The sequence below is a fragment of the Paraburkholderia sp. NMBU_R16 genome, assembly GCF_013282575.1.
GTDB lineage: Bacteria > Pseudomonadota > Gammaproteobacteria > Burkholderiales > Burkholderiaceae > Trinickia.
The window spans coordinates 101,092-122,110 of the sequence record NZ_JAAAYE010000009.1 but is presented as its reverse complement, the minus strand read 5'-3'; the positions used below and the strand labels follow the sequence as shown (position 1 = coordinate 122,110).

At 63.0% G+C, this 21,019-nt stretch carries 19 protein-coding genes and 2 pseudogenes; 13 read left to right on the top strand and 8 right to left on the bottom strand.

Annotated features, from left to right (window positions below; genetic code table 11):
* Positions 1–73: 73 nt before the first annotated feature.
* The 10 genes and pseudogenes from GWC77_RS06900 to GWC77_RS06855 form a co-directional block, all read left to right on the top strand.
* Positions 74–1,822, top strand: coding sequence for a glycosyltransferase family 39 protein (locus GWC77_RS06900; protein WP_173256147.1), 1,749 nt, complete (start codon positions 74–76; stop codon positions 1,820–1,822).
* A gap of 46 nt (positions 1,823–1,868) precedes the next feature.
* Positions 1,869–2,240: an SMR family transporter gene (locus tag GWC77_RS06895; RefSeq protein ID WP_173256146.1), complete on the top strand. Its 372-nt coding sequence runs from the start codon at positions 1,869–1,871 to the stop codon at positions 2,238–2,240.
* A gap of 50 nt (positions 2,241–2,290) precedes the next feature.
* Positions 2,291–3,445: a DegT/DnrJ/EryC1/StrS aminotransferase family protein gene (locus tag GWC77_RS06890; protein WP_173256145.1), complete on the top strand. Its 1,155-nt coding sequence runs from the start codon at positions 2,291–2,293 to the stop codon at positions 3,443–3,445.
* 6 nt (positions 3,446–3,451) lie between these two features.
* Positions 3,452–4,489, top strand: coding sequence for a glycosyltransferase (locus GWC77_RS06885; RefSeq protein WP_173256144.1), 1,038 nt, complete (start codon positions 3,452–3,454; stop codon positions 4,487–4,489).
* On the top strand, positions 4,486–5,442 hold the full coding sequence (locus GWC77_RS06880; RefSeq protein ID WP_173256143.1) for a formyltransferase: 957 nt from the start codon (positions 4,486–4,488) through the stop codon (positions 5,440–5,442). Before GWC77_RS06885 ends, GWC77_RS06880 begins: the two co-directional genes overlap by 4 nt.
* A complete protein-coding gene (locus GWC77_RS06875; RefSeq protein ID WP_173256142.1) occupies positions 5,439–6,506 on the top strand; it encodes a bifunctional UDP-4-keto-pentose/UDP-xylose synthase in 1,068 nt (355 codons plus the stop codon). The genes GWC77_RS06880 and GWC77_RS06875 overlap by 4 nt, the downstream gene beginning before the upstream one ends.
* A gap of 15 nt (positions 6,507–6,521) precedes the next feature.
* A complete protein-coding gene (locus GWC77_RS06870; RefSeq protein WP_173256141.1) occupies positions 6,522–7,418 on the top strand; it encodes a polysaccharide deacetylase family protein in 897 nt (298 codons plus the stop codon).
* Between the two features lie 91 nt (positions 7,419–7,509).
* Positions 7,510–7,971: a peroxiredoxin gene (locus GWC77_RS06865; RefSeq protein WP_173256140.1), complete on the top strand. Its 462-nt coding sequence runs from the start codon at positions 7,510–7,512 to the stop codon at positions 7,969–7,971.
* Positions 7,972–8,286: 315 nt separating this feature from the next.
* Complete coding sequence (locus GWC77_RS06860) at positions 8,287–10,113, top strand: PhoH family protein (protein WP_173256139.1); 1,827 nt, start codon at positions 8,287–8,289, stop codon at positions 10,111–10,113.
* Positions 10,114–10,398: 285 nt separating this feature from the next.
* Positions 10,399–10,956 (top strand): annotated as a pseudogene (locus tag GWC77_RS06855) (C40 family peptidase); the annotation flags it as partial.
* Between the two features lie 249 nt (positions 10,957–11,205).
* On the opposite strand, the gene GWC77_RS06850 reads toward GWC77_RS06855, so the two are convergent.
* The 8 genes from GWC77_RS06850 to GWC77_RS06815 form a co-directional block, all read right to left on the bottom strand.
* Complete coding sequence (locus GWC77_RS06850; protein WP_173256137.1) at positions 11,206–12,216, bottom strand: inorganic phosphate transporter; 1,011 nt, start codon at positions 12,214–12,216, stop codon at positions 11,206–11,208.
* A 22-nt stretch (positions 12,217–12,238) separates the two neighbouring features.
* Positions 12,239–12,865 carry a DUF47 domain-containing protein gene (locus tag GWC77_RS06845; protein WP_173256136.1) on the bottom strand — a complete coding sequence of 209 codons (627 nt, stop codon included), beginning with the start codon at positions 12,863–12,865 and terminating at the stop codon, positions 12,239–12,241.
* Between the two features lie 132 nt (positions 12,866–12,997).
* Complete coding sequence (locus GWC77_RS06840; RefSeq protein WP_173256135.1) at positions 12,998–14,386, bottom strand: replicative DNA helicase; 1,389 nt, start codon at positions 14,384–14,386, stop codon at positions 12,998–13,000.
* A 121-nt stretch (positions 14,387–14,507) separates the two neighbouring features.
* A complete protein-coding gene (gene rplI / locus GWC77_RS06835; RefSeq protein WP_173256134.1) occupies positions 14,508–14,960 on the bottom strand; it encodes a 50S ribosomal protein L9 in 453 nt (150 codons plus the stop codon).
* A 27-nt stretch (positions 14,961–14,987) separates the two neighbouring features.
* Entirely contained in the window at positions 14,988–15,263 is a 276-nt protein-coding gene (gene rpsR / locus GWC77_RS06830; protein ID WP_018442035.1) for a 30S ribosomal protein S18, read from the bottom strand.
* 2 nt (positions 15,264–15,265) lie between these two features.
* Positions 15,266–15,565: a primosomal replication protein N gene (priB, locus tag GWC77_RS06825; protein ID WP_173256133.1), complete on the bottom strand. Its 300-nt coding sequence runs from the start codon at positions 15,563–15,565 to the stop codon at positions 15,266–15,268.
* 50 nt (positions 15,566–15,615) lie between these two features.
* Positions 15,616–15,993, bottom strand: a complete 378-nt coding sequence (gene rpsF, locus GWC77_RS06820; RefSeq protein WP_173256132.1) for a 30S ribosomal protein S6 — start codon at positions 15,991–15,993, stop codon at positions 15,616–15,618.
* A gap of 171 nt (positions 15,994–16,164) precedes the next feature.
* Entirely contained in the window at positions 16,165–17,082 is a 918-nt protein-coding gene (locus GWC77_RS06815; protein ID WP_173256131.1) for a LysR family transcriptional regulator, read from the bottom strand.
* 179 nt (positions 17,083–17,261) lie between these two features.
* Here GWC77_RS06815 and gcl point away from each other — a divergent pair, with 179 nt between their 5' ends.
* From gcl to GWC77_RS06800, 3 genes and pseudogenes are all read left to right on the top strand, one after another.
* The gene (gene gcl / locus GWC77_RS06810) at positions 17,262–19,037 is read left to right on the top strand and encodes a glyoxylate carboligase (protein ID WP_173256130.1); all 1,776 of its coding nucleotides are present in this window, start codon (positions 17,262–17,264) and stop codon (positions 19,035–19,037) included.
* 59 nt (positions 19,038–19,096) lie between these two features.
* Entirely contained in the window at positions 19,097–19,879 is a 783-nt protein-coding gene (gene hyi, locus GWC77_RS06805; RefSeq protein WP_173256129.1) for a hydroxypyruvate isomerase, read from the top strand.
* A gap of 27 nt (positions 19,880–19,906) precedes the next feature.
* Positions 19,907–20,887 (top strand): annotated as a pseudogene (locus GWC77_RS06800) (2-hydroxy-3-oxopropionate reductase); the annotation flags it as partial.
* Positions 20,888–21,019 lie beyond the last annotated feature (132 nt).

Genomic DNA, 21,019 nt, shown 5'->3' with positions numbered 1-21,019 from the left:
GTACCGCCCACGCCCACTGCACCCATTGCACCCATTGGCCGCTGCCGCGGCTTCGCTAAACGGATTCCGACTCATGCCGCTTCAACGTTATTCACGCGCCGCCGGCGCCAGTCCGGCAGACGGCCACGCCCCGTACGGCGCGGGCCTCGCGCAGCCCTTGCCGGCTGGCCGCGTCGCCATCGCCTTGCTCGTCCTCGCGCTGGCCGTCATCTGGTTCGCGCCGCTCGGCTGGCGGCATCTCGTGCCGAGCGACGAAGGCCGCTACGCCGAAATGGCCCGCGAGATGCTCGTCTCGGGCGACTGGATCACGCCACGCTACAACGGCTACAAATACTTCGAAAAGCCGCCGCTGCAGACCTGGGCCAATGCCCTGACGTTCGCCTGGTTCGGCATCGGCGAGTGGCAAGCCCGGCTCTACACGGCATTGACAGGCTTCGCCGGCGTATTGCTCGCCGGCTTCACGGCCCGGCGGCTCGCGAGTCCCGCCGCGGGCTTCGCCACGGCACTGGTGCTGGCGAGCGCGCCCTACTGGAACCTGATGGGGCACTTCGACACGCTCGACATGGGCCTCTCGTTCTGGATGGAATGCGCGCTGTGCACGTTGCTGCTCGCCCAGCGCACCGACGCGGCCAAGCGCGAGCGCCGCGCCTGGATGTGGGCCTGCTGGGCGGCCATGGCGCTGGCGGTACTCTCGAAAGGGCTCGTCGGGCTCATCCTGCCCGGCGCCACGCTCGTCTTTTATACGCTGATCGAGCGCGACTGGGCCATCTGGAAGCGCCTTCATCTCGCGAGCGGGCTCGTCGTCTTCTTCGCCATCGCGGCGCCCTGGTTCGTGCTCGTTCAGCTGCGCAACCCGGAATTCTTCAATTTTTTCTTCGTCGTCCAGCAATTCGAGCGCTACCTCACGCCCGACCAGCACCGCCCGGGGCCAATCCATTATTTCGTCTGGGTCGTCCTCGTGGGTTTCATGCCGTGGCTGTCGATCGCGGCGCAAAGCCTGCGTCACGCGGCGCGCACGCCGCGCGAGACCAACGGCTTCAGGCCCGCGATGCTGCTGTTCGTCTGGTCGGCCTTCATCTTTATCTTTTTCAGCGTATCGCATTCGAAGCTCGTCTCGTACGTGCTGCCGATCGCCCCTGCGTTGGCCCTCATCATCGGCGCCTATTTGCCGCATGTTTCGCGCGATGCGTGGCGCCGCCATCTGCTCGGCTATCTCGCCCTGCTGGCGATCGTCGCCGTCGGGGCCATCTTCATCGGCCGCTTCGGCGATGCCCGCACGCCGAACGCGCTTTATCTGGAATTTCGCAACTGGGTGTTCGCGGCAGTGGGCGTTGCCACCGCGCTGACGCTGCTCGCGCTCTGGATCAACCGGCGCGCGCAGGCTTCGGTGCTGCCTTCGGCAACCGCCTTCGCCGCGGCGTGGCTGATGCTGGCGACCATCGCGGGCACGGGCCACGAGGCATTTGGCCGGTACAGTTCCGGTGTACTCCTCGCACCGGCCGTCAAAGCGGCACTCGCGCGCCTGCCGGCCGACGCACCGTTCTACTCCGTCGCCCTGCTGGATCACACGTTGCCGTTTTACGTCGGCCATACGACGATCATGGTCCAGGACGCGAACGAACTGACGTTCGGCGTCCAGCAGGAACCGCAAAAATGGGTCCCGACCGTCGCCGAATGGATCGAGCGCTGGAAGGCCGCCCCGTACGGGCTGGCCGTCATGACCGTCTCGCGCTACGACGAACTCGCGGCCGCCCATGTGCCGATGCGCGTCATTGCACGCGACACGCGCCGCGTGGTGGTGGAGAAACCCGAAGCCTCATGAATCTGAACCTGTCGGCGCCGCGCGCGCGGCGCCCCCGCGATTTCCAATGAACCCAATCTCGCTATTTTGCATTCTGGCCGGCGTGACACTGAACGCCGGCGCGCAGTTGCTGCTGAAGGCCGGCGTAAACGCCGTTGGACACTTCGAATTCACCCGTGCGAACATTGTGCCCATCGGCCTGAAACTCGCCACCCAGGTGCCGATCGTCGGCGGTCTGGCCTGCTACGTCGTCAGCGTGGCTGTCTGGATCGTCGGACTGTCGCGCGTCGACGTGTCGGTTGCCTATCCGATGCTTTCGCTCGGCTACGTCGTCAATGCATTTGCAGCCTGGTACTTGTTCGGCGAAGCGCTGTCGGTACACCGGCTGGCAGGCATTGCCATCATTCTGGTCGGAGTCGTGGTCCTCGCGCGCAGCTGAGCCTCACCGGCTGCCCCGTTCTTTTTACCCATGCACAGCATTCATCATTCATGACCCAGCAAGCCCTCCCCTTTTTGCCGTTCGTGCGGCCCGAGATCGACGAGGACACGATTCAGGGCGTAGCCGACGTGCTGCGCTCCGGCTGGATCACCACCGGCCCTCAGAACACGGCTTTCGAGAAACAATTGTCCGAGTTCTGTGGGGGCCGTCCCGTGCGCACGTTCAATTCGGGCACGGCCACCCTCGAAATCGGCTTGCGCATCGCAGGGATCGGCTCGGGCGACGAGGTCATCACGTCGCCCATTTCATGGGTCGCGACAGCGAACGTCATCCTCGAGGTCGGGGCAACACCGGTTTTCGTCGATATCGATCCGCTCACCCGCAATCTCGATCTGAATCTCATCGAAAAGGCCATCACGCCGCGCACGAAGGCGATCATTCCGGTCTATCTTGCCGGGCTGCCCGTCGATATGGACCGGCTCTACGAGATCGCGCGCACCTACAAGCTGCGGGTCGTCGAAGACGCAGCGCAGGCGATCGGCGCCACCTGGGGCGGCGAGCGCATCGGCAAGCTCGGCGACATCGTCTCGTTCAGCTTTCACGCGAACAAGAATCTGACCTCCATCGAGGGGGGCGCGCTCGTGCTCAACGACGAACAAGAAGCCGAGCTCGCGCGCAAGTATCGGCTGCAAGGCATTACCCGCACGGGCTACGACGGCATGGACTGCGATCTGCTCGGCGGCAAGTACAACCTGACCGACGTGGCGGCGCGCGTCGGTCTCGGGCAATTGGCGCAGATCGAGCGCTTCCTCGCGCAACGCAAGGCGCTGGCGCGGGCGTATTTCGATGGGTTCGAAAACGGCGCTGCGAGCGCGCTCGGTATCGGGCTGCCCGTGCGCGACTTCGAAAACGGCAATTGGCACATGTTCCAGATCGCGCTACCGCTCGCGCGGCTCACGATCGATCGCGCCGGCTTCATGCAGAAGATGCATGACACATACGGCATTGGCACAGGCGTGCATTACCCCGCCATCCATCTGTTCACGCTTTATCGCGCGCGCGGCTTCGCACCGGGCATGTTCCCGCACGCCGAGCGCTACGGCGCGTCTACGCTCACGCTGCCGCTTTTCACGCAAATGACCGAAGCCGATGTGGCTCGCGTCACCGCCGCCGTCAATGAAATCTGCGAACATCACGGGAAATAAGCGGACATGACTTATACGGAATATCGTTCGGCGCATCCGGAAGTGTCGGTGATCATCCCGGTCTACAACGAAGAAGCCGGCCTCAAAGCGCTTTTCGCGCGTCTGTACCCCGCGCTCGACGCGCTTCGCACAACCTATGAAGTCATCTTCATCAACGACGGCAGCCGCGATAAATCGGCTGCAATGCTCGCCGAGCAGTTTCGCGCGCGCCCCGATACGACGCGCGTCGTCCTGTTGAACGGCAATTACGGGCAGCACATGGCCATTCTCGCGGGTTTCGAGCAATCGCGCGGGGCGATCGTGCTGACGCTCGATGCCGATCTGCAAAACCCGCCCGAGGAGATCGGCAAGCTCGTGGAGAAGATGCGCGAGGGCTATGACTACGTCGGCTCGATTCGGCGCGATCGGCAAGATACGCTCTGGCGGCGCAAGGCTTCTCGCGCGATGAACCGCCTGCGCGAGCGGATCACGCACATCCGCATGACCGACCAAGGCTGCATGCTGCGCGCCTACAGCCGGCAGATCATCGATACGATCAACCGCTGCGGCGAGGTCAACACGTTCATTCCCGCGCTCGCCTATACATTCGCGCAAAACCCGATCGAAATCGAAGTCGCCCACGAAGAACGCTTCGCGGGCGAATCGAAGTACTCGTTTTACAGCCTCATCCGGCTGAATTTCGACCTTGTAACGGGCTTTTCGGTCGTCCCGCTGCAGTGGCTGTCGTTCATCGGTGTGATCCTTTCGATGGGTTCGGCCGGGCTTTTCCTGCTGCTCGTCATTCGCCGCTTCGTCATCGGCGCGGAAGTCCAGGGCGTGTTCACGCTGTTCGCCATCACGTTCTTCATGCTCGGCGTCATCATCTTCGCGCTCGGGCTGCTCGGCGAGTATATCGGCCGCATCTACCAGCAGGTGCGCGACCGCCCACGCTATCTGATCCAGACCGTGCTCGAAGCGCGAGAGGCACTGCCCACGCCCTCAGCAGCGCTAACGATGCCCGCTCCATCGGGCGAGCACATCGCGCAGGGAGACTCGCATCGATGAAACCACGCGCCGTCGTTTTCGCCTACCACCACGTCGGTGCGCGCTGCCTACGGGTGCTGCTCGCGCGCGGGGTCGATGTCGCACTCGTCGTGACGCACGAGGACAACCCGCTCGAGAACATCTGGTTCGAAAGCGTGGCGGCCGTGGCCGCCGAGTACGGAATCGAGACCATCACGCCGCGCGAGCCGGCCAGCGACCTCTTGCGCGACGCGGTACGCCGCGCTCAGCCTGAGTTCATTTTCTCGTTCTACTACCGGCACATGCTGCCGATCGATCTGCTCGCGCTCGCGCCGCGCGGCGCCTACAACATGCACGGATCGCTGCTGCCCAAATATCGCGGACGCGTACCGACGAACTGGGCGGTGCTGAACGGGGAGACGGAAACCGGCGCAACGCTGCACGAAATGAGCGTCAAGCCCGATGCCGGCGCCATCGTCGGCCAGACGAGCGTACCGATCTTGCCCGACGACACGGCGCAACAGGTGTTCGACAAAGTGACGGTCGCAGCCGAGCAGACGCTTTGGCGCGTGCTTCCCGCGCTGCTTGCAGGCGAGGCCCCGCGTCTGCCGAACGACCTCGCAAACGGCAGCTACTACGGCGGGCGCAAGCCCGAAGACGGCCGCATCGATTGGTCGTTGCCGGCCGAGCGTGTCTACAATCTCGTGCGCGCGGTCGCGCCGCCCTACCCAGGCGCATTCACCGATATCGGTGACGAACGCTTCATCGTGGCCCGGGCCCGGCTCGCGCCGATCGGGGACGCACATGTTGCCGCCCTCGCGAATTTGCCCCCGGGTCTGCACGTAAGCGATAATGCGCTTTTCGGCCTGTGCGGCGATGCACGCGCCATCGCCGTCTCGGAATTGTGGCACGCGCACGACGGCAAAACGGTCGTGGTCACCCCTGCCCAATTCACCCAGCTCACTGAGCTCACTCACCGCACCCGTCATTCATGAAAACCGAAGGTTCCGCTAAAAAAGTCCTGATTCTCGGCGTCAATGGCTTCATCGGCCATCACCTGTCCAAGCGAATCCTCGAAACGACCGACTGGGAAGTCTTCGGCATGGATATGCAGACGGACCGGCTCGGCGAGCTCGCGAACCATGAGCGGATGCACTTCTTCGAAGGCGACATCACGATCAACAAGGAGTGGGTCGAGTATCACGTCAAAAAGTGCGACGTGATCCTGCCGCTCGTCGCGATCGCCACGCCGGCCACCTACGTGCAGCAGCCGCTGCGCGTGTTCGAACTCGACTTCGAAGCGAATCTGCCGATCGTCCGCTCGGCGGTGAAGTACCGCAAGCACCTCGTTTTCCCGTCGACGTCCGAGGTCTACGGCATGTGCGCCGATGAAGAGTTCGATCCGGCCGCCTCGCCGCTTACCTACGGCCCGATCAACAAGCCGCGCTGGATCTACGCCTGCTCGAAGCAGTTGATGGACCGCGTGATCTGGGGTTACGGCATGCAGGAGGGGCTCGATTTCACGCTCTTCAGGCCGTTCAACTGGATCGGGCCGGGCCTCGATTCGATCTACACGCCGAAGGAAGGCAGCTCGCGCGTCGTCACGCAGTTCCTCGGGCACATCGTGCGCGGCGAGAATATCAGCCTCGTCGATGGAGGGTCGCAAAAGCGGGCCTTCACCGATATCGACGACGGCATCAGCGCCCTCATGAAAATCATCGAGAATCCGGCCGGCATCGCATCGGGCAAGATCTACAACATCGGCAACCCGAAGAACAATTTCTCGGTGCGCGAATTGGCGCACAAGATGCTCGCACTGGCGGCGGAGTACCCGGAGTACGCCGAATCGGCAAAAGCGGTGAAGCTCGTCGAGACTTCGTCGGGCGCCTACTACGGCGCGGGCTACCAGGACGTTCAGAACCGTGTGCCCAAGATCGAAAACACGATGGCCGATCTCGGCTGGGCACCGCTGGCCACGTTCGACGACGCGTTGCGCAAGATCTTCGAAGCCTATCGCGGCCATGTCGAGCTGGCACGCGCGCTCGTCGAACAGCAATAACGCGCGGGCGCTCCGTTGGCTCGCATCGTCCTCAAGATCGACGTCGATACGTTGCGCGGCACGCGTGAGGGCGTGCCGAATCTCGCGCGCCTGCTCGATCGCTACAAGGCCCGCGCGACTTTTCTGTTCAGCCTCGGTCCCGATCACACGGGCTGGGCATTGCGGCGCGTCTTCCGCCCCGGGTTTTTGAGAAAGGTGTCGCGCACGTCGGTGGTCGAGCACTACGGCGTGCGACAACTCATGTATGGCGTGCTGCTGCCCGGGCCGGACATCGGCGTGCGGGCGGCGGCCGAAATGCGGGCCATTCACGAGTCCGGCTTCGAATGCGGCATCCACACCTGGGACCACGTCTACTGGCAGGACAACGTCCGCAATCAGTCGCGCGAGTGGACGCTGCGGGAAATGAACAAGTGCCACGAACGATTCGTGACGATCTTCGGCGCGGCGCCCGCCACGCACGGCGCCGCCGGCTGGCAGATGAACGAGCACGCGTTCGAACAGATCGATGCCTGGGGCATGCGCTATGCCTCCGACGGGCGTGGCCACGGGCCGTATCGCCCGGTCGTTGGCGGGCGCGCCCTCTCCCATGTCCAGCTGCCGACGACGCTTTCGACGCTCGACGAATTGATCGGCGTCGATGGGCTCGACGAAACCCGCGTCGCCGCACGGCTGCTCGCTTCGACCGAGCACAATCCGCACGATCAGGTCTTCACGCTACATGCGGAACTGGAAGGGCAAAAGCTCGCGCCCGTATTCGAGCAACTGCTCGCGGGGTGGCGTGCACAGGGTCACACGTTTGCGACAATGGGCGACTACCATGCGGCGCTGGACCGCGAATCGCTGCCATCGTACCCTGTGACGTGGGGCGAAATTCCGGGGCGCTCGGGCGAGTTGATCGTCCAGCCCGACTGAGGCGCGCGTGCGGCGCAGCGACCTCCGGCAAGCGCGCCTCGTTGTCGATACCCGCTAGAAGATGCCTTGCGCAATAAGAAAGGAGAACCAGGTGCCCATTGCAGTCGACCAACCCGTCCCTGATTTCACTGCCGCCGCGACTGGCGGCGACTTCGTGCTGTCCGCGCTGAGGGGCAAGAAGCTGGTCTTGTATTTCTATCCCAAGGACAACACCCCGGGTTGCACGACCGAGGGTCTGCAGTTCCGCGATCTGTATCCCAAATTCAAGAAAGCCGGTGCGGAGATCGTCGGCGTTTCGCGCGACAGCCTGCGCTCGCATGACAACTTCAAGGCGAAGCTGGAACTGCCGTTTCCGCTGATCTCGGACACGGACGAAACGCTTTGCAAGCTCTTTGACGTCATCAAGATGAAAAAGATGTACGGCAAAGAGGTGCGCGGCATCGAACGCTCCACGTTTCTCATCGACGCCGAGGCCGTGCTACGGCGCGAATGGCGCGGCGTCAAGGTACCAGGGCATGTCGACGAAATCCTTGAAGCTGTACAAGGACTTTGACGCGCGTTATATTGCGTTGCAATGAGTCCGCATTCACCCAGTTTCCGCCGTTGTCGCGCTGGCGTTGTCGAACACCGCAGAGGTTTCACTCGCAAGGCGCCGCACGACGCTCGAAGTCGAGCCGCTTGCTCCGTTTCAGCCGGGGCGGCGGCTTTTTTATTTTGCTCTGAAGGAGTCGATCGAAAACTAGGCGAACCGGCGTTTCGAAACTGACAGCGCGTTACCCCGCCGCGGCTCGAACGGCCCCCGTTTGAAGCCCGATCGAGCCGCGGCGGGGCAGCGTACGATATGCGACCCGATTCATTGAGGGAAACCATGCCTTTGCCTACCCCGCCCAGCAAGCTCGGCAATCTGTTGCCGCCGGATGAATTCAAGGCCAAAGCCCGGCCTGCAAAAAACGCGAAGAAACAGGGCATTGCCGGGGAGCAAGCAGAAGCGGCCGAATTCGACACGATCAGCGGCTCGACGGACGTCGCCGAGCCGCTGGCGCGCGCGGCCAACTCGGTCACCACGCTGCGATCCGTACAAACGCCCGTCGCCGTTTCGTCCAACGACGATGCCGGCGCACCGGCTGGGCGCACCCGAAAATCGAAGCAGACGGCAGCTTTACTACAGCCGGTGCCTCAGCCGCAACCTGTCGCCCGGCAAGAGGAACCGGCCAGCGATGCGCGTTCGGCCGCCAATATTGCGCGCGGCGCCACCGCCAAGCCCAGCCCGGCCCGTTCCCGCAAGAGCGATACGGAAACGGAAGTGCGAAAACTCTTCGTGCTCGACACGAACGTGCTGATGCACGACCCGACCTGCCTCTTCCGATTCGAGGAACACGACGTCTATCTGCCGATGATGACGCTCGAGGAGCTCGACAACCACAAAAAAGGGATGTCGGAGGTCGCGCGCAACGCACGCCAGGTCAGCCGTACGCTCGACGCGCTCGTGGCGAACGCAGGGCCGATCGCCGAAGGGCTGCCGCTTGCCAGGCTAGGCAGCCGCGAGGCGCTGGGCCAGCTCTATTTCCAGACGACGCTCAACGATATCGCGCCCGTGGAAGGGCTCCCGCAGGGCAAGGCCGACAACCAGATTCTCGGCGTGGTTCGCGCGCTTCAGCGCGATCGCCCGGATCGGCAAGTGGTCCTGGTGTCGAAAGACATCAATATGCGGATCAAGGCGCACGCCCTGGGTTTGCCGGCGGAAGATTACTTCAACGATCAAGTCCTCGAAGACAAAGACCTGCTCTTCTCCGGCATTCGCGCGCTCCCGCAGGATTTCTGGACGAAGCATGCCAAGGGCATGGAGAGCTGGCAGGACAACAAGACCGGCACGACCTATTACCGCGTGACCGGGCCGGCCTGTTCCTCGTTGCTCGTCAACGAGTTCGTCTATCTGGAACCCACCAACGGAGAGCCGGCATTTCACGCCATCGTGCGTGAGCTCAACGGCAAGACGGCGCTTTTGCAGACCTTGCGCGACTACAGCCACCACAAGAACAACGTGTGGGGTATCACAGCGCGCAACCGCGAGCAGAACTTCGCGCTCAATCTGCTGATGAATCCCGACATCGACTTCGTGACGCTGCTCGGCCAGGCCGGTACCGGCAAGACACTCGTCGCGCTGGCAGCCGGGCTCGCTCAGGTGCTGGACGAGAAGCGCTACAACGAGATCATCGTCACGCGCGCCACGGTGCCCGTCGGCGAGGACATCGGCTTTCTGCCCGGTACCGAGGAAGAGAAGATGCAGCCGTGGATGGGCGCTTTCGACGATAACCTCGAAGTTCTGCAAAAAACGGACGACAACGCGGGCGAATGGGGTCGCGCCGCTACGCAAGAGCTGATCCGCTCGCGGCTGAAAGTGAAGAGCATGAACTTCATGCGGGGGCGCACCTTCGTCGACAAGTACCTGATCATCGACGAAGCGCAGAACCTGACGCCGAAACAGATGAAGACGCTGGTCACCCGCGCGGGACCCGGCACGAAGATCGTCTGCCTCGGTAACATCGCGCAGATCGATACGCCCTATCTGACCGAAGGTAGCTCAGGCCTCACCTATGTGGTCGACCGCTTCAAGGGCTGGGCTCACAGCGGCCACGTCACGCTCGCACGCGGCGAACGTTCGCGGCTCGCCGACTACGCGTCCGACATTCTCTGACACGCAGGCGACACGCGAGCGCTCGCGTCAGACATTGCCCCAAAAAGCCCGGCTTCGGCCGGGCTTTTCTTTGCCGGCCCGGGCGGACGGTCACTGGCCGCGTCGCCTACGAAGATCCGTGGATCGAAGCGAAAAACGTCCATCGATTGCAACGCTTTTCACGCAAACTTCAAGTGATTTCTTAGGAAATCTTGCCGCACGCCCGCCCATCGGGCTACTATCGGTCGCACCAGTCCATTCCTCTGCCTTGCGTCCGAGAAATCGAAGCCGCTTAGCCGCTGCGCCATGCGACGACTTATCCTTCTCGCTTCAGTCTCCCTGCTTCTGGCCGCGTGTTCGAGCGTCCCGACGAACACCGCGCGCTCCAACGCGCCTGGAGATGCGTGGCGCACGAAGCCGCGAGGCTTGCCGAATTTTGTCGATCATTCGATCGGCCGCGAGGAAATTTCCGTCCAGGCGATGAGCCTCGTGGGCGTGCCCTATCGTTGGGCCGGCAATACGCCGGCGAGCGGGTTCGACTGCAGCGGGCTCGTGCAATATGTGTTCGGCCGTGCCGCGGACGTCAAGCTGCCGCGCACGACAGCGGCGATGAGCGAGCGCGGCCAGCCGATCGACCCCGACGAAATCGCACCCGGCGATCTGGTTTTTTTCAATACGTCGGGCAGGCCCCACTCGCACGTGGGCATCTACGTCGGCAAGCTGCGCTTCGTCAATGCCCCTTCGACGGGCGGCACGGTGCGGCTCGACTACTTGACGAATCCCTACTGGGCTAAACGCTTCGACGGCATCCGGCGCATGGCTCCGCCGGTTGGCCAGCCGGCTCCCTTCGATGCGCCAACTTATCTTGCCGCGCCCCGGCAGCCGACGGCTCCCGTTCCCACCGCCCGAGCCGAAGCCGGACCTGCGGAGGACGTCGAGACGCCAGCGCAGGCACTAGCAAGAATCCAGCATTACAAGCCGCTTTCGGAGCGCGACGATCCATGGGCCGATACGAGCGCGCCCACCGCTGCAGCTGCGGACGCGGCCTCGGCGAACGACGACCCGATCGCCCGTTTCGCGACCAGTAAGTAACCTGCGCCGACGCGCCGCAGTCTAGAGCAGACGCTGCCCGACCCACCAGGCCGCCGCGGCCAGGACCGCGGAAGCGGGAATCGTCAACACCCACGCCCACACGATATTGCCTGCCACGCCCCAGCGCACGGCCGACAGCTTTTGCGTTGCGCCCACACCGACGATTGCGCCCGTGATCGTGTGAGTCGTCGAAACGGGCACGCCGAGCGCTGAGGCGGTGAACAGCGTAATTGCACCGCCTGCTTCGGCACAGAAACCTCCGACGGGCTTCAGCTTGGTGATCTTCTGCCCCATCGTGCGCACGATTCGCCAGCCTCCGAAGAGCGTACCGAGCCCCATCGACAGGTAGCATAGGCCGATCACCCAGACCGGTGGCGCATCGGCTGTGGCCGAGGCAAAACCGGTCGCGATCAGCAGCATCCAGATGATGCCGATCGTTTTCTGCGCGTCGTTGCCGCCATGGCCCAGGCTGTAAAGCCCCGCCGAGATGAATTGCAGACGGCGAAAACGGCGGTCCACCTTGCTCGGCGGGGTGCGAAAGTAGATCCACGAAACCGCGAGCATGAAAAACGAGCCGAGCACGAAGCCGAGCAGCGGCGAAATGAAAATGAAGGCGACCGTTTTGATGAGCCCGTTGACGTTCAGCGACCACCACCCCGACTTCGCCAGCGCAGCACCGACGAGACCGCCGATCAAGGCATGCGATGAACTCGAGGGAATGCCGAAACGCCAAGTCAAAATGTTCCAGATGATGGCGCCGACGAGCGCGCCGAAGACGACGTAATGGTCGACGATCTGCGGATCGATCGTTCCTTTGCCGACTGTTTGGGCGACCTTCAGGTGGAAGATGAAATAGGCGATGACATTGCAGGCCGCCGCGAATGCCACCGCCTGTTGAGGCTTCAGCACCCCGGTCGACACGACGGTGGCGATCGAGTTCGCCGCATCGTGAAAGCCGTTCATGAAATCGAAAACAAGGGCAACGGCGATCAGCGTCGCAAGCGCCCACAGCGCAATCTGTATCGAATGCATCGGTCAGGTCCGGTCGGCTCGTTCAGGCGTTTTCCAGCACGATGCCTTCGATGATGTTCGCGACATCCTCGCACTTGTCGGTGACCGCTTCGAGCAGTTCGTAGACCGCCTTCACCTTGATCAGCGTCTTGACGTCGTCCTCCTCGCGAAAGAGCTTCGACATGGCCGAGCGCAGGACTCTGTCAGCCTCCGACTCCAGGCGATCGATCTCTTCGCAAGCGGTCAGAATGGCACGCGCCTGACTCATGTCCGACAGCATGTTGACAGCCTGCTGAACGTGCTTGGCGGTGCCCGTGCAGATGTGCGCGAGTTGACGTGCCTCGGCACTCAGCGCCTGGACATCGTAGAGCGAGATGGCGGTGGCGACGTCCTCCATGAGATCGAGGATGTCGTCCATCGTCGTGATCAACTTATGGATTTCGTCGCGATCGAGCGGCGTGATGAAGGTCTTGTGCAGCAGGTCGATGGTTTCGTGCGTGAGCTTGTCCGCCGCCTTTTCGTTGACCTGTACGCGCTGCTTGTGCACTTCGGCTTCGCCGAGGTTGTCGATCAGCAGTTCGAGCTCTTCGCTCGCAGCAACGATGCACTTCGCGTGCTCATTGAAGATTTCAAAGAATTTGCCCTCGGTGGGCATGAAACGACCGAACATGGCTATCCCGGAAGAGAGACGTCTGTGACTGACACAAAATCGCAACATTGTACCGGGTAGCGCCGCTTCCCCCAATGGTTGCAACTGTTTCTGACAGGCAATTCGTCGTCTTCGGGCCGCACTTGGCCGCCCTCACTCGCCGCCGTGGAAAGTCTGTGCGCCGGCGAAGTTGTCGAACTTCGTGTATTGGCCCACGAATGTAAGTCTGACGGGCCCGATCGGGCCGTTACGCTGCTTGCCGATGATGACTTCGGCCGTCCCTTTGTCGGGGCTGTCGGGGTTGTAAACTTCGTCCCGGTAAATGAACAGAATGACGTCCGCGTCTTGTTCGATTGCACCGGATTCGCGCAGGTCGGACATCACTGGCCGTTTGTTCGGCCGCTGTTCGAGGCTTCGGTTCAGCTGCGACAGCGCGATCACCGGCACATCGAGTTCCTTGGCCAGGCTCTTGAGCGAACGCGATATTTCGGAGATTTCGGTCGCGCGGTTTTCGCCGGGCGAACTGCCCGTCATCAGCTGCAGATAATCGACGATGATGAGCCCGAGCTTGCCGCACTGACGCGCGAGCCGCCTCGCGCGCGAGCGCAGCTCCATCGGATTGAGGCCGCCCGTCTCATCGATGAACAGTTGTGCCTCGCTCATCTTTTGCACGGCGTGCGTGAGCTTGGGCCAATCTTCGTCGGTAAGTCGCCCGGTGCGCATGCGGTGCTGATCGAGCCGCCCGACCGAGCCCAGCATCCGCATGACGAGCTGCGTGCCCGGCATTTCCATCGAAAAGACCGCTACCGGCAAACCGTATTCCACCGCCACGTACTCGCCGATGTTCATCGAGAGCGCGGTCTTACCCATCGACGGTCTGCCGGCGACGATGATCAGCTCGCCGCCATGCATGCCCGACGTCATTCGATCGAGATCGACGAAGCCCGTCGGCGTGCCCGTCACGTCGCTCGGATTGGCCGTGTGATAGAGCGTGTCGATACGCTCGACGACCTGCGTCAGCAGCGGACCGATTTCGAGGAAGCCCTGCGTACCGCGCGCGCCGTCTTCCGCAATCGAAAAAACTTTCGATTCGGCTTCGTCGAGCAGTTGCCGAACCTCCTTGCCTTGTGGATTGAAGGCGTCCGCCGAAATTTCGTCGGCCACGGAGACCAGGCGGCGCAACACGGCGCGGTCTCGCACGATCTCGGCGTAGCGGCGAATGTTCGCCGCGCTCGGCGTGTTCTGCGCCAGTGCGTTCAGATAGGAGAGCCCGCCCACCTCGTCCGCTTTGCCCGCGCTCGACAGGGCTTCGTAGACGGTCACGACGTCGGCAGGGCGCGTCGACGCGATGAGCCGGCCGATGTGCTCGTAAATCAGGCGGTGGTCGTAGCGGTAGAAATCGCTCTGTGAGAGGAAATCCGCGATGCGGTCCCACGCCGCGTTGTCGAGCAGCAACCCGCCCAATACGGACTGCTCGGCCTCGATCGAATGCGGCGGGACTTTGAGCGACTCGAGCTGTGGGTCTTTGGACGGTGCGTTCATGGGGAGGAATTATCGCGAAATGGCGAGCCGTCCGCCACAGAAACGAAAAAGGGCAGTAGCCGACACCGGCTCCTGCCCTCGTTCGCTTGGCGCCGCAGCATGTGCGGCGTTCAAGCCTGCGTCAGGCGTGCTCGCCGAGCACCGAGACGTTGACGTCGACTACGACGTCCGTATGCAGCGAAACCTGCACCGGGTGGTCGCCCACCATCTTCAGCGGTCCCGCCGGCATGCGCACTTGCGCCTTCTCGACAGCGAAGCCTTGCTTCGTCAGCGTTTCGGCGATGTCCGCGTTCGTGACCGAACCGAACAGGCGACCGTCGACGCCGGCCTTCTGTGCGATCTGGACCGTCAGGCCCGACATCTTTTCACCGAGCGCTTGCGCGGCGGCAAACTTTTCGGCGGCGATTTTTTCGAGCTCGGCGCGACGCACCTCGAACTCGGCGATCGCGTCCTTCGTGGCGCGGCGGGCCAGTTTCTGCGGGATCAGGAAGTTACGGGCGTAACCGTCCTTCACCTTGACGATGTCGCCGAGGTTGCCCACGTTGACGACTTTTTCCAAAAGAATGATTTGCATTCGAATTCTCCTTGTGCCGTCGTCCGCTTAGGCCTTGTGCAGATCCGTGTACGGCAGCAGCGCGAGAAAGCGCGCGCGCTTGATTGCCGTATCGAGCTGGCGTTGATAGTGGGCCTTCGTACCCGTCAGACGAGCCGGCGTGATCTTGCCGTTTTCGCCGATGAAGTCCTTCAGCGTTTCGATGTCCTTGTAGTCGATGTACTCGACGCCAGCAGCCGTGAAGCGGCAGAACTTCTTGCGCTTGAAGAGCGGGTTTTGTTGCTGACGGCGCTTGTCGAACTTCTTACCAGTAGGGCGGGGCATGTTCAGTCCTTTCCAATGTCCTGCAATTCTGTGATGTGAAACACCAAGGTTCTCGCATTACGGCTTTTCTTGGCCAGAAAGCCCGTGAAGAGCGCCTCTACGCCCATCTCGCAGCTTTCGAGCTGTCCGCTCGCGGCGCCCGCGGCCACCGCGGGCATCGTCAATTCGACTTGCCGGGCGATACCGGCTTCGACGACTTCCGCGCGGTGCTGCAATGTGCAGCTTGCGATCGGCACGCCAGCCGGCGTATAGCGCAGCGGTTCGCGCTCGATCACACTGGCCGTGAGTTGCAGCCTGTTCACGAAAGCGGCAAAGAGCCTGAAAAACCTTGGCGGCTTCTAACGTGAATCCGTTAAGCCTGCGCTTCGGACGGCTGCGACGAAACAGCCGCCTTCTTGGCTTCTTCGCGCTGCACTTCCTTCATCATCGGCGACGGGCCGGTTTCGGCCTTCTTCATCTTCACGATGAGGTGGCGCAGCACGGCGTCGTTGAACTTGAACGCGTGCTCGAGCTCTTCGAGCGTTGCCTGATCGCATTCGATGTTCATGCAGACGTAGTGAGCCTTCGCGAGTTTCTCGATCATGTAGGCCAGTTGGCGACGGCCCCAGTCTTCGATGCGGTGGATCTGACCGCCGCGCGTGGTGATCGTGGACTTGTACCGCTCGATCATGGCGGGCACCTGCTCGCTCTGATCGGGGTGCACGACGAATACGATTTCGTAATGACGCATACACACTCCTTGTGGATTGAAGCCACCCGGGCGTCGATGGTAAAAAACCAACCGGTGTGGCAAGTGAGAAGCCGGAAAGTGTAACCCAATTGTGCGGGTGACGCAATTGCATTCACCCTTCGGCCGGCGATTGCCGTGATATTTCAATGACTTGGCGCTTACCCTATCCGCTCATTGCCCCGCGCCGCCCATCCAGTAGCCGGGCCGTGCGTAGACGGCCTTCAGGTAATCGATGAAGTACCGGACCTTCGCCGGCACATAGCGCTGCTGCGGGTAGACCGCCAGAATGTCGTAATCCGGTAGCGCAAACTCGTCGAGGACGGTTTCGAGCTCGCCGCGTTCGAGGTCTTCCGCGATCTCCCACGTCGAACGCCAGCCGAGCCCGAGCCCCTCGCGCGCCCAACGGTGCAGCAGTTCGCCGTCGTTGCAGTCGAGCGTACCAGTGACGCGCATCGTCACGAGCTTGCCGTTGCGCCGAAAGTTCCACCCGCGGTTTTGACCGCCTTGAAGGTTGAACGCCAGGCAATTGTGCTGGAGCAGGTCCTCGAGTGTCTTCGGCCGGCCATGTTTCTCGAAATAGGCGGGCGTGCCGCAGACCACACGGCGATTCGAGGCGAGCTTGACGGCCACGAACGACGGATCGACCGCCCCGCCGATACGGATCGACAAGTCGTAGCCCTCGCGCACGAGATCGACGACTCTGTCGGTCAGATTGAACGAAATTTTCAGCTCGGGCTTGTCCGCGAGGAACGCCGGCGCGAGCGGCGCGACATGCTTGCGCCCGAAGGCTGCCGGCGCGGAGACGATCAGATGGCCGCCGACGGCGCGCAGGCCTGCGGCCAGCTCGTTTTCGGCCTGTTCCCATTCCGTCAGAAGCCCTCTGCACCGTTCGAGGAACGATGCCCCTTCCTCGCTCACGACGAGCCGGCGCGTGGAACGGTACATCAGCTTCACGCCGAGCCGTTTTTCGAGCGCGTCGATGCGTCGCCCGAGAATGACCGGCGATACGCCCTCTTCCAGCGCCGCCGCGGCAAGGCTGCCCGCGTCGGCCACGCGCACGAACGTCTCGATCTGCTTGAAGCGATCCATTTTCAGCCTCCCTGTCACGCCGGGCTGGCCGAACGGCCAGCAGGCGATCCCCCAACTTGATTCAATACTTTTTGTATCGGATCAATCGACACGAAGCGATCTTATCAAACCTTTCTCGGCCACTTACAGTGATCGCAACGAAGTACTCAACTATCAGGAACAGGAACCAGGAGACACTCATGCCGAAAATGAGAGCTATCGATGCCGCCGTGCTCGTGCTGGAGAAAGAAGGCATCGATACCGCCTTCGGTGTGCCCGGCGCCGCGATCAATCCGCTTTATTCGGCATTGAAAAAAGCCGGCGGCATCAGCCATGTGCTGGCCCGTCACGTCGAAGGCGCTTCGCACATGGCCGAGGGCTATACGCGCGCCGCGCCGGGCAACATCGGCGTATGCATCGGCACTTCGGGGCCGGCTGGCACGGACATGATCACCGGGCTCTACTCGGCGTCGGCGGATTCGATTCCGATTCTCGCCATCACGGGCCAGGCGCCGCGCTCGCGGCTCTACAAGGAAGACTTCCAGGCCGTCGATATCGAATCGATCGCCAAGCCCGTCACGAAGTGGGCCGTGACCGTTCGCGAGCCGGCGCTCGTGCCGCGCGTGTTTCAGCAGGCGTTTCACCTCATGCGCTCGGGCCGCCCGGGCCCCGTGCTCGTCGATTTGCCGATCGACGTGCAACTGGCCGAAATCGAATTCGACATCGCGACCTACGAGCCGCTGCCGGTCTACAAGCCGCGGGCCACACGCGGCCAGATCGAGGCCGCGCTGACCCTGCTCAATGACGCCGAGCGCCCCCTCATCGTGTCCGGCGGCGGCGTCATCAACGCGGCAGCCGAGGCCTTGCTCGTCGAATTCGCCGAGACGCTCGGCGTGCCCGTCATCCCGACGCTGATGTCGTGGGGTGCGATCGCCGACGACCATCCGCTCATGGCCGGCATGGTGGGTCTGCAAACGTCGCACCGCTATGGCAATGCCACCCTGCTCGCCTCGGATTTCGTGCTCGGGATCGGCAACCGGTGGGCCAATCGGCATACCGGTAGCGTGGAGGTCTATACGAAGGGCCGCAAGTTCGTGCACGTGGACATCGAGCCCACGCAGATCGGGCGCGTGTTCGGCCCGGATCTGGGCATCGTTTCGGACGCCAAGGCCGCGCTCGAAGTGTTCGTGGAAGTGGCGCGCGAGTGGCGTGCCGAGGGCCGCCTGAAGGATCGCGCCGAGTGGGCCGAGGCCTGCCGCGAACGCAAGCGCACGCTGCACCGCAAGACGCATTTCGATAACGTGCCGATCAAGCCGCAGCGCGTCTACGAGGAGATGAACAAGGCGTTCGGCCGCGATACCTGCTACGTCAGCACGATCGGACTCTCGCAGATCGCCGCCGCGCAATTCCTCCACGTCTACCAGGCCCGCAACTGGATCAACTGCGGTCAGGCCGGGCCACTCGGCTGGACGATTCCCGCGGCGCTCGGCGTGCGCGCGGCGGACCCGCAGCGTCCGATCGTCGCGCTCTCGGGCGACTATGACTTCCAGTTCATGATCGAGGAACTCGCCGTCGGCGCGCAGTTCAACCTGCCCTATGTGCACGTGGTAGTCAACAACTCGTACCTGGGCCTCATCCGTCAAGCGCAGCGCGCCTTCGACATGGACTACTGCGTGCAGCTCGCTTTCGAAAACATCAATGCTCCGGAGCTCAACGGATATGGCGTCGATCATGTCGCCGTGGCCGAAGGCCTCGGCTGCAAGGCACTGCGCGTATTCAAACCCGAGGACATCCAGCCCGCGCTGAAAAAAGCGCAGGCGATGCTCTCGGAGTTCAAGGTGCCGGTTGTCGTGGAGGTGATTCTCGAGCGGGTGACGAATATCGCCATGGGCGCGGAGATCGATGCGGTCAACGAATTCGAGCCGCTCGCCGAAACGCTCGAAGACGCGCCGACGGCCATCGCCGCGTTCGAATGACACCGCTTTTGCGCATCCTGAACTGACTGACCTGACTGACCGACCGACGAGTCACCACCATGCCGAAATTCGCAGCCAACCTGACCATGCTGTTCAACGAAGTGCCGTTTCTCGAGCGCTTCGCGGCAGCCGCGAAGGCGGGTTTCACCGCCGTCGAATTCCTGTTCCCGTATCCGTATCCCGCCGCCGAACTGGCTGAGCGGCTCGCCTCCAACCAGCTGCGGCTCGTGCTGCACAACCTGCCGGCCGGCAATTGGGATGCGGGCGAGCGCGGCATTGCCTGCCTGCCCGATCGCGTCTCCGAGTTCCAGGACGGTGTGGGGCGCGCGATCGACTACGCCAAAGCGCTCGGCGTGCCGCAGCTGAACTGCCTCGTCGGCATCCGGCCGCACCAGGTGGACGCCCGGCGCAGCTTCGACACCCTCGTCGAAAACCTACGATTCGCCGCAGCGGCGCTCAAGCGTGAAGGCATCCGGCTGCTCGTCGAGCCCTGCAACGCGTTCGACATCCCCGGGTTTGCGCTCACCCGCTCGAAGGAAGCGCTCGATGTCATTGCAGCGGTCGACTCCGACAATCTCTACCTGCAATACGACATCTATCACATGCAGCGGATGGAGGGCGAGCTCGCGGCCACCATCGAACGCAATTTGCCGCGCATCGCGCACATCCAGCTGGCCGACAACCCGGGCCGGCATGAACCGGGCACGGGCGAGATCAACTACCCGTTCCTGTTCGCGTGGCTCGACAAACTGGGCTACGACGGCTACATCGGCTGCGAGTACAAGCCGCTCACGACGACGCAAGCCGGACTCGGCTGGCTCGAACGCGCGGTACGCGAGTAGGCCGGCTGCCGGCCGGCACGCGCTGCCAATCGACTGCAACGGCTCGGAAAACGGCATACCCCATCCGCCCCGCAACCTCAGATCAACGGAACTACGGAAATGGCAAAGATCGGTTTCATCGGACTCGGCATCATGGGCGCGCACATGGCGCGCAACCTGCTCAAGGGCGGCCATACGCTCATCGTCAATGGCAAGTACCCGGTACCTGACGATCTGCGCGACACAACGACCGTGGTCGAAGATTCCACCGCGGTCGCCCGCGCATCGGACATCGTCATCTCGATGGTCCCGGACACGCCCGACGTCGAAAACGTGCTCTTCGCCGATGACGGCGTCGCAGCCGGCCTGGCCCCCGGCAAGCTCGTCATCGACATGAGCTCCATTTCGCCGCTCGACACGCAAGCCTTCGCCAAACGCATCAACGCACTCGGCTGCGACTATCTCGACGCCCCTGTCTCCGGTGGCGAGCTCGGGGCCCGCGACGCCACGCTGACGATCATGGTCGGCGGCCCCGACACCGCTTTCGAGCGCGCCAAGCCGCTGTTCGAGTTGATGGGCAAGAACATTTCACTGATCGGGGACAACGGTGCCGGGCAGACTTGCAAGGTCGCAAACCAGATCATCGTGGCGCTCAATATCGAGGCGGTGGCCGAAGCGCTGCTGTTCGCCGCACGCTCGGGTGCCGATCCCGAGCGCGTGCGCCGTGCACTGATGGGCGGCTTCGCCTCGTCGCGCATTCTCGAAGTGCATGGCGAGCGTATGACGAAGCGTACTTTCAAGCCGGGGTTTCGCATCGAACTCCATCGCAAGGATCTGAACCTCGCGCTCGACGGCGCGCGCAAGCTCGGCATTTCGCTGCCGCATACGGCCAGCGCGCAACAACTGTTCAGCGTGTGCGCGGCGCACGGCGGCAATGCCTGGGACCACTCCGCCATGCTGCGCGCGCTCGAGATCATGGCCGGCTTCGAGATCGCCCAGGTCGACGACGGCACCGCGCTTGCGGCCTGAAAACGGGAGACGCACGCCAAGAGGCACGCTGCGTGCGGCCTTCGCGCCGCCCGGATGCTGCGGAAATCACGGCGAAGGGGGATATCGGCCGCGCCTCGCATGCGGGGGCGGCCGGCTGGTGGGGCGCTACGC

Bases quoted from the DNA above. Each gene is read 5' to 3' on its own strand.
- GWC77_RS06900 (WP_173256147.1), top strand. From the start codon at position 74: ATGCCGCTTCAACGTTATTCACGCGCCGCCGGCGCCAGTCCGGCAGAC.
- GWC77_RS06895 (WP_173256146.1), top strand. From the start codon at position 1,869: ATGAACCCAATCTCGCTATTTTGCATTCTGGCCGGCGTGACACTGAAC.
- GWC77_RS06890 (WP_173256145.1), top strand. From the start codon at position 2,291: ATGACCCAGCAAGCCCTCCCCTTTTTGCCGTTCGTGCGGCCCGAGATC.
- GWC77_RS06885 (WP_173256144.1), top strand. From the start codon at position 3,452: ATGACTTATACGGAATATCGTTCGGCGCATCCGGAAGTGTCGGTGATC.
- GWC77_RS06880 (WP_173256143.1), top strand. From the start codon at position 4,486: ATGAAACCACGCGCCGTCGTTTTCGCCTACCACCACGTCGGTGCGCGC.
- GWC77_RS06875 (WP_173256142.1), top strand. From the start codon at position 5,439: ATGAAAACCGAAGGTTCCGCTAAAAAAGTCCTGATTCTCGGCGTCAAT.
- GWC77_RS06860 (WP_173256139.1), top strand. From the start codon at position 8,287: ATGCCTTTGCCTACCCCGCCCAGCAAGCTCGGCAATCTGTTGCCGCCG.
- GWC77_RS06850 (WP_173256137.1), bottom strand. From the start codon at position 12,216: ATGCATTCGATACAGATTGCGCTGTGGGCGCTTGCGACGCTGATCGCC.
- GWC77_RS06845 (WP_173256136.1), bottom strand. From the start codon at position 12,865: ATGTTCGGTCGTTTCATGCCCACCGAGGGCAAATTCTTTGAAATCTTC.
- GWC77_RS06840 (WP_173256135.1), bottom strand. From the start codon at position 14,386: ATGAACGCACCGTCCAAAGACCCACAGCTCGAGTCGCTCAAAGTCCCG.
- rplI (WP_173256134.1), bottom strand. From the start codon at position 14,960: ATGCAAATCATTCTTTTGGAAAAAGTCGTCAACGTGGGCAACCTCGGC.
- rpsR (WP_018442035.1), bottom strand. From the start codon at position 15,263: ATGCCCCGCCCTACTGGTAAGAAGTTCGACAAGCGCCGTCAGCAACAA.
- rpsF (WP_173256132.1), bottom strand. From the start codon at position 15,993: ATGCGTCATTACGAAATCGTATTCGTCGTGCACCCCGATCAGAGCGAG.
- GWC77_RS06815 (WP_173256131.1), bottom strand. From the start codon at position 17,082: ATGGATCGCTTCAAGCAGATCGAGACGTTCGTGCGCGTGGCCGACGCG.
- gcl (WP_173256130.1), top strand. From the start codon at position 17,262: ATGCCGAAAATGAGAGCTATCGATGCCGCCGTGCTCGTGCTGGAGAAA.
- hyi (WP_173256129.1), top strand. From the start codon at position 19,097: ATGCCGAAATTCGCAGCCAACCTGACCATGCTGTTCAACGAAGTGCCG.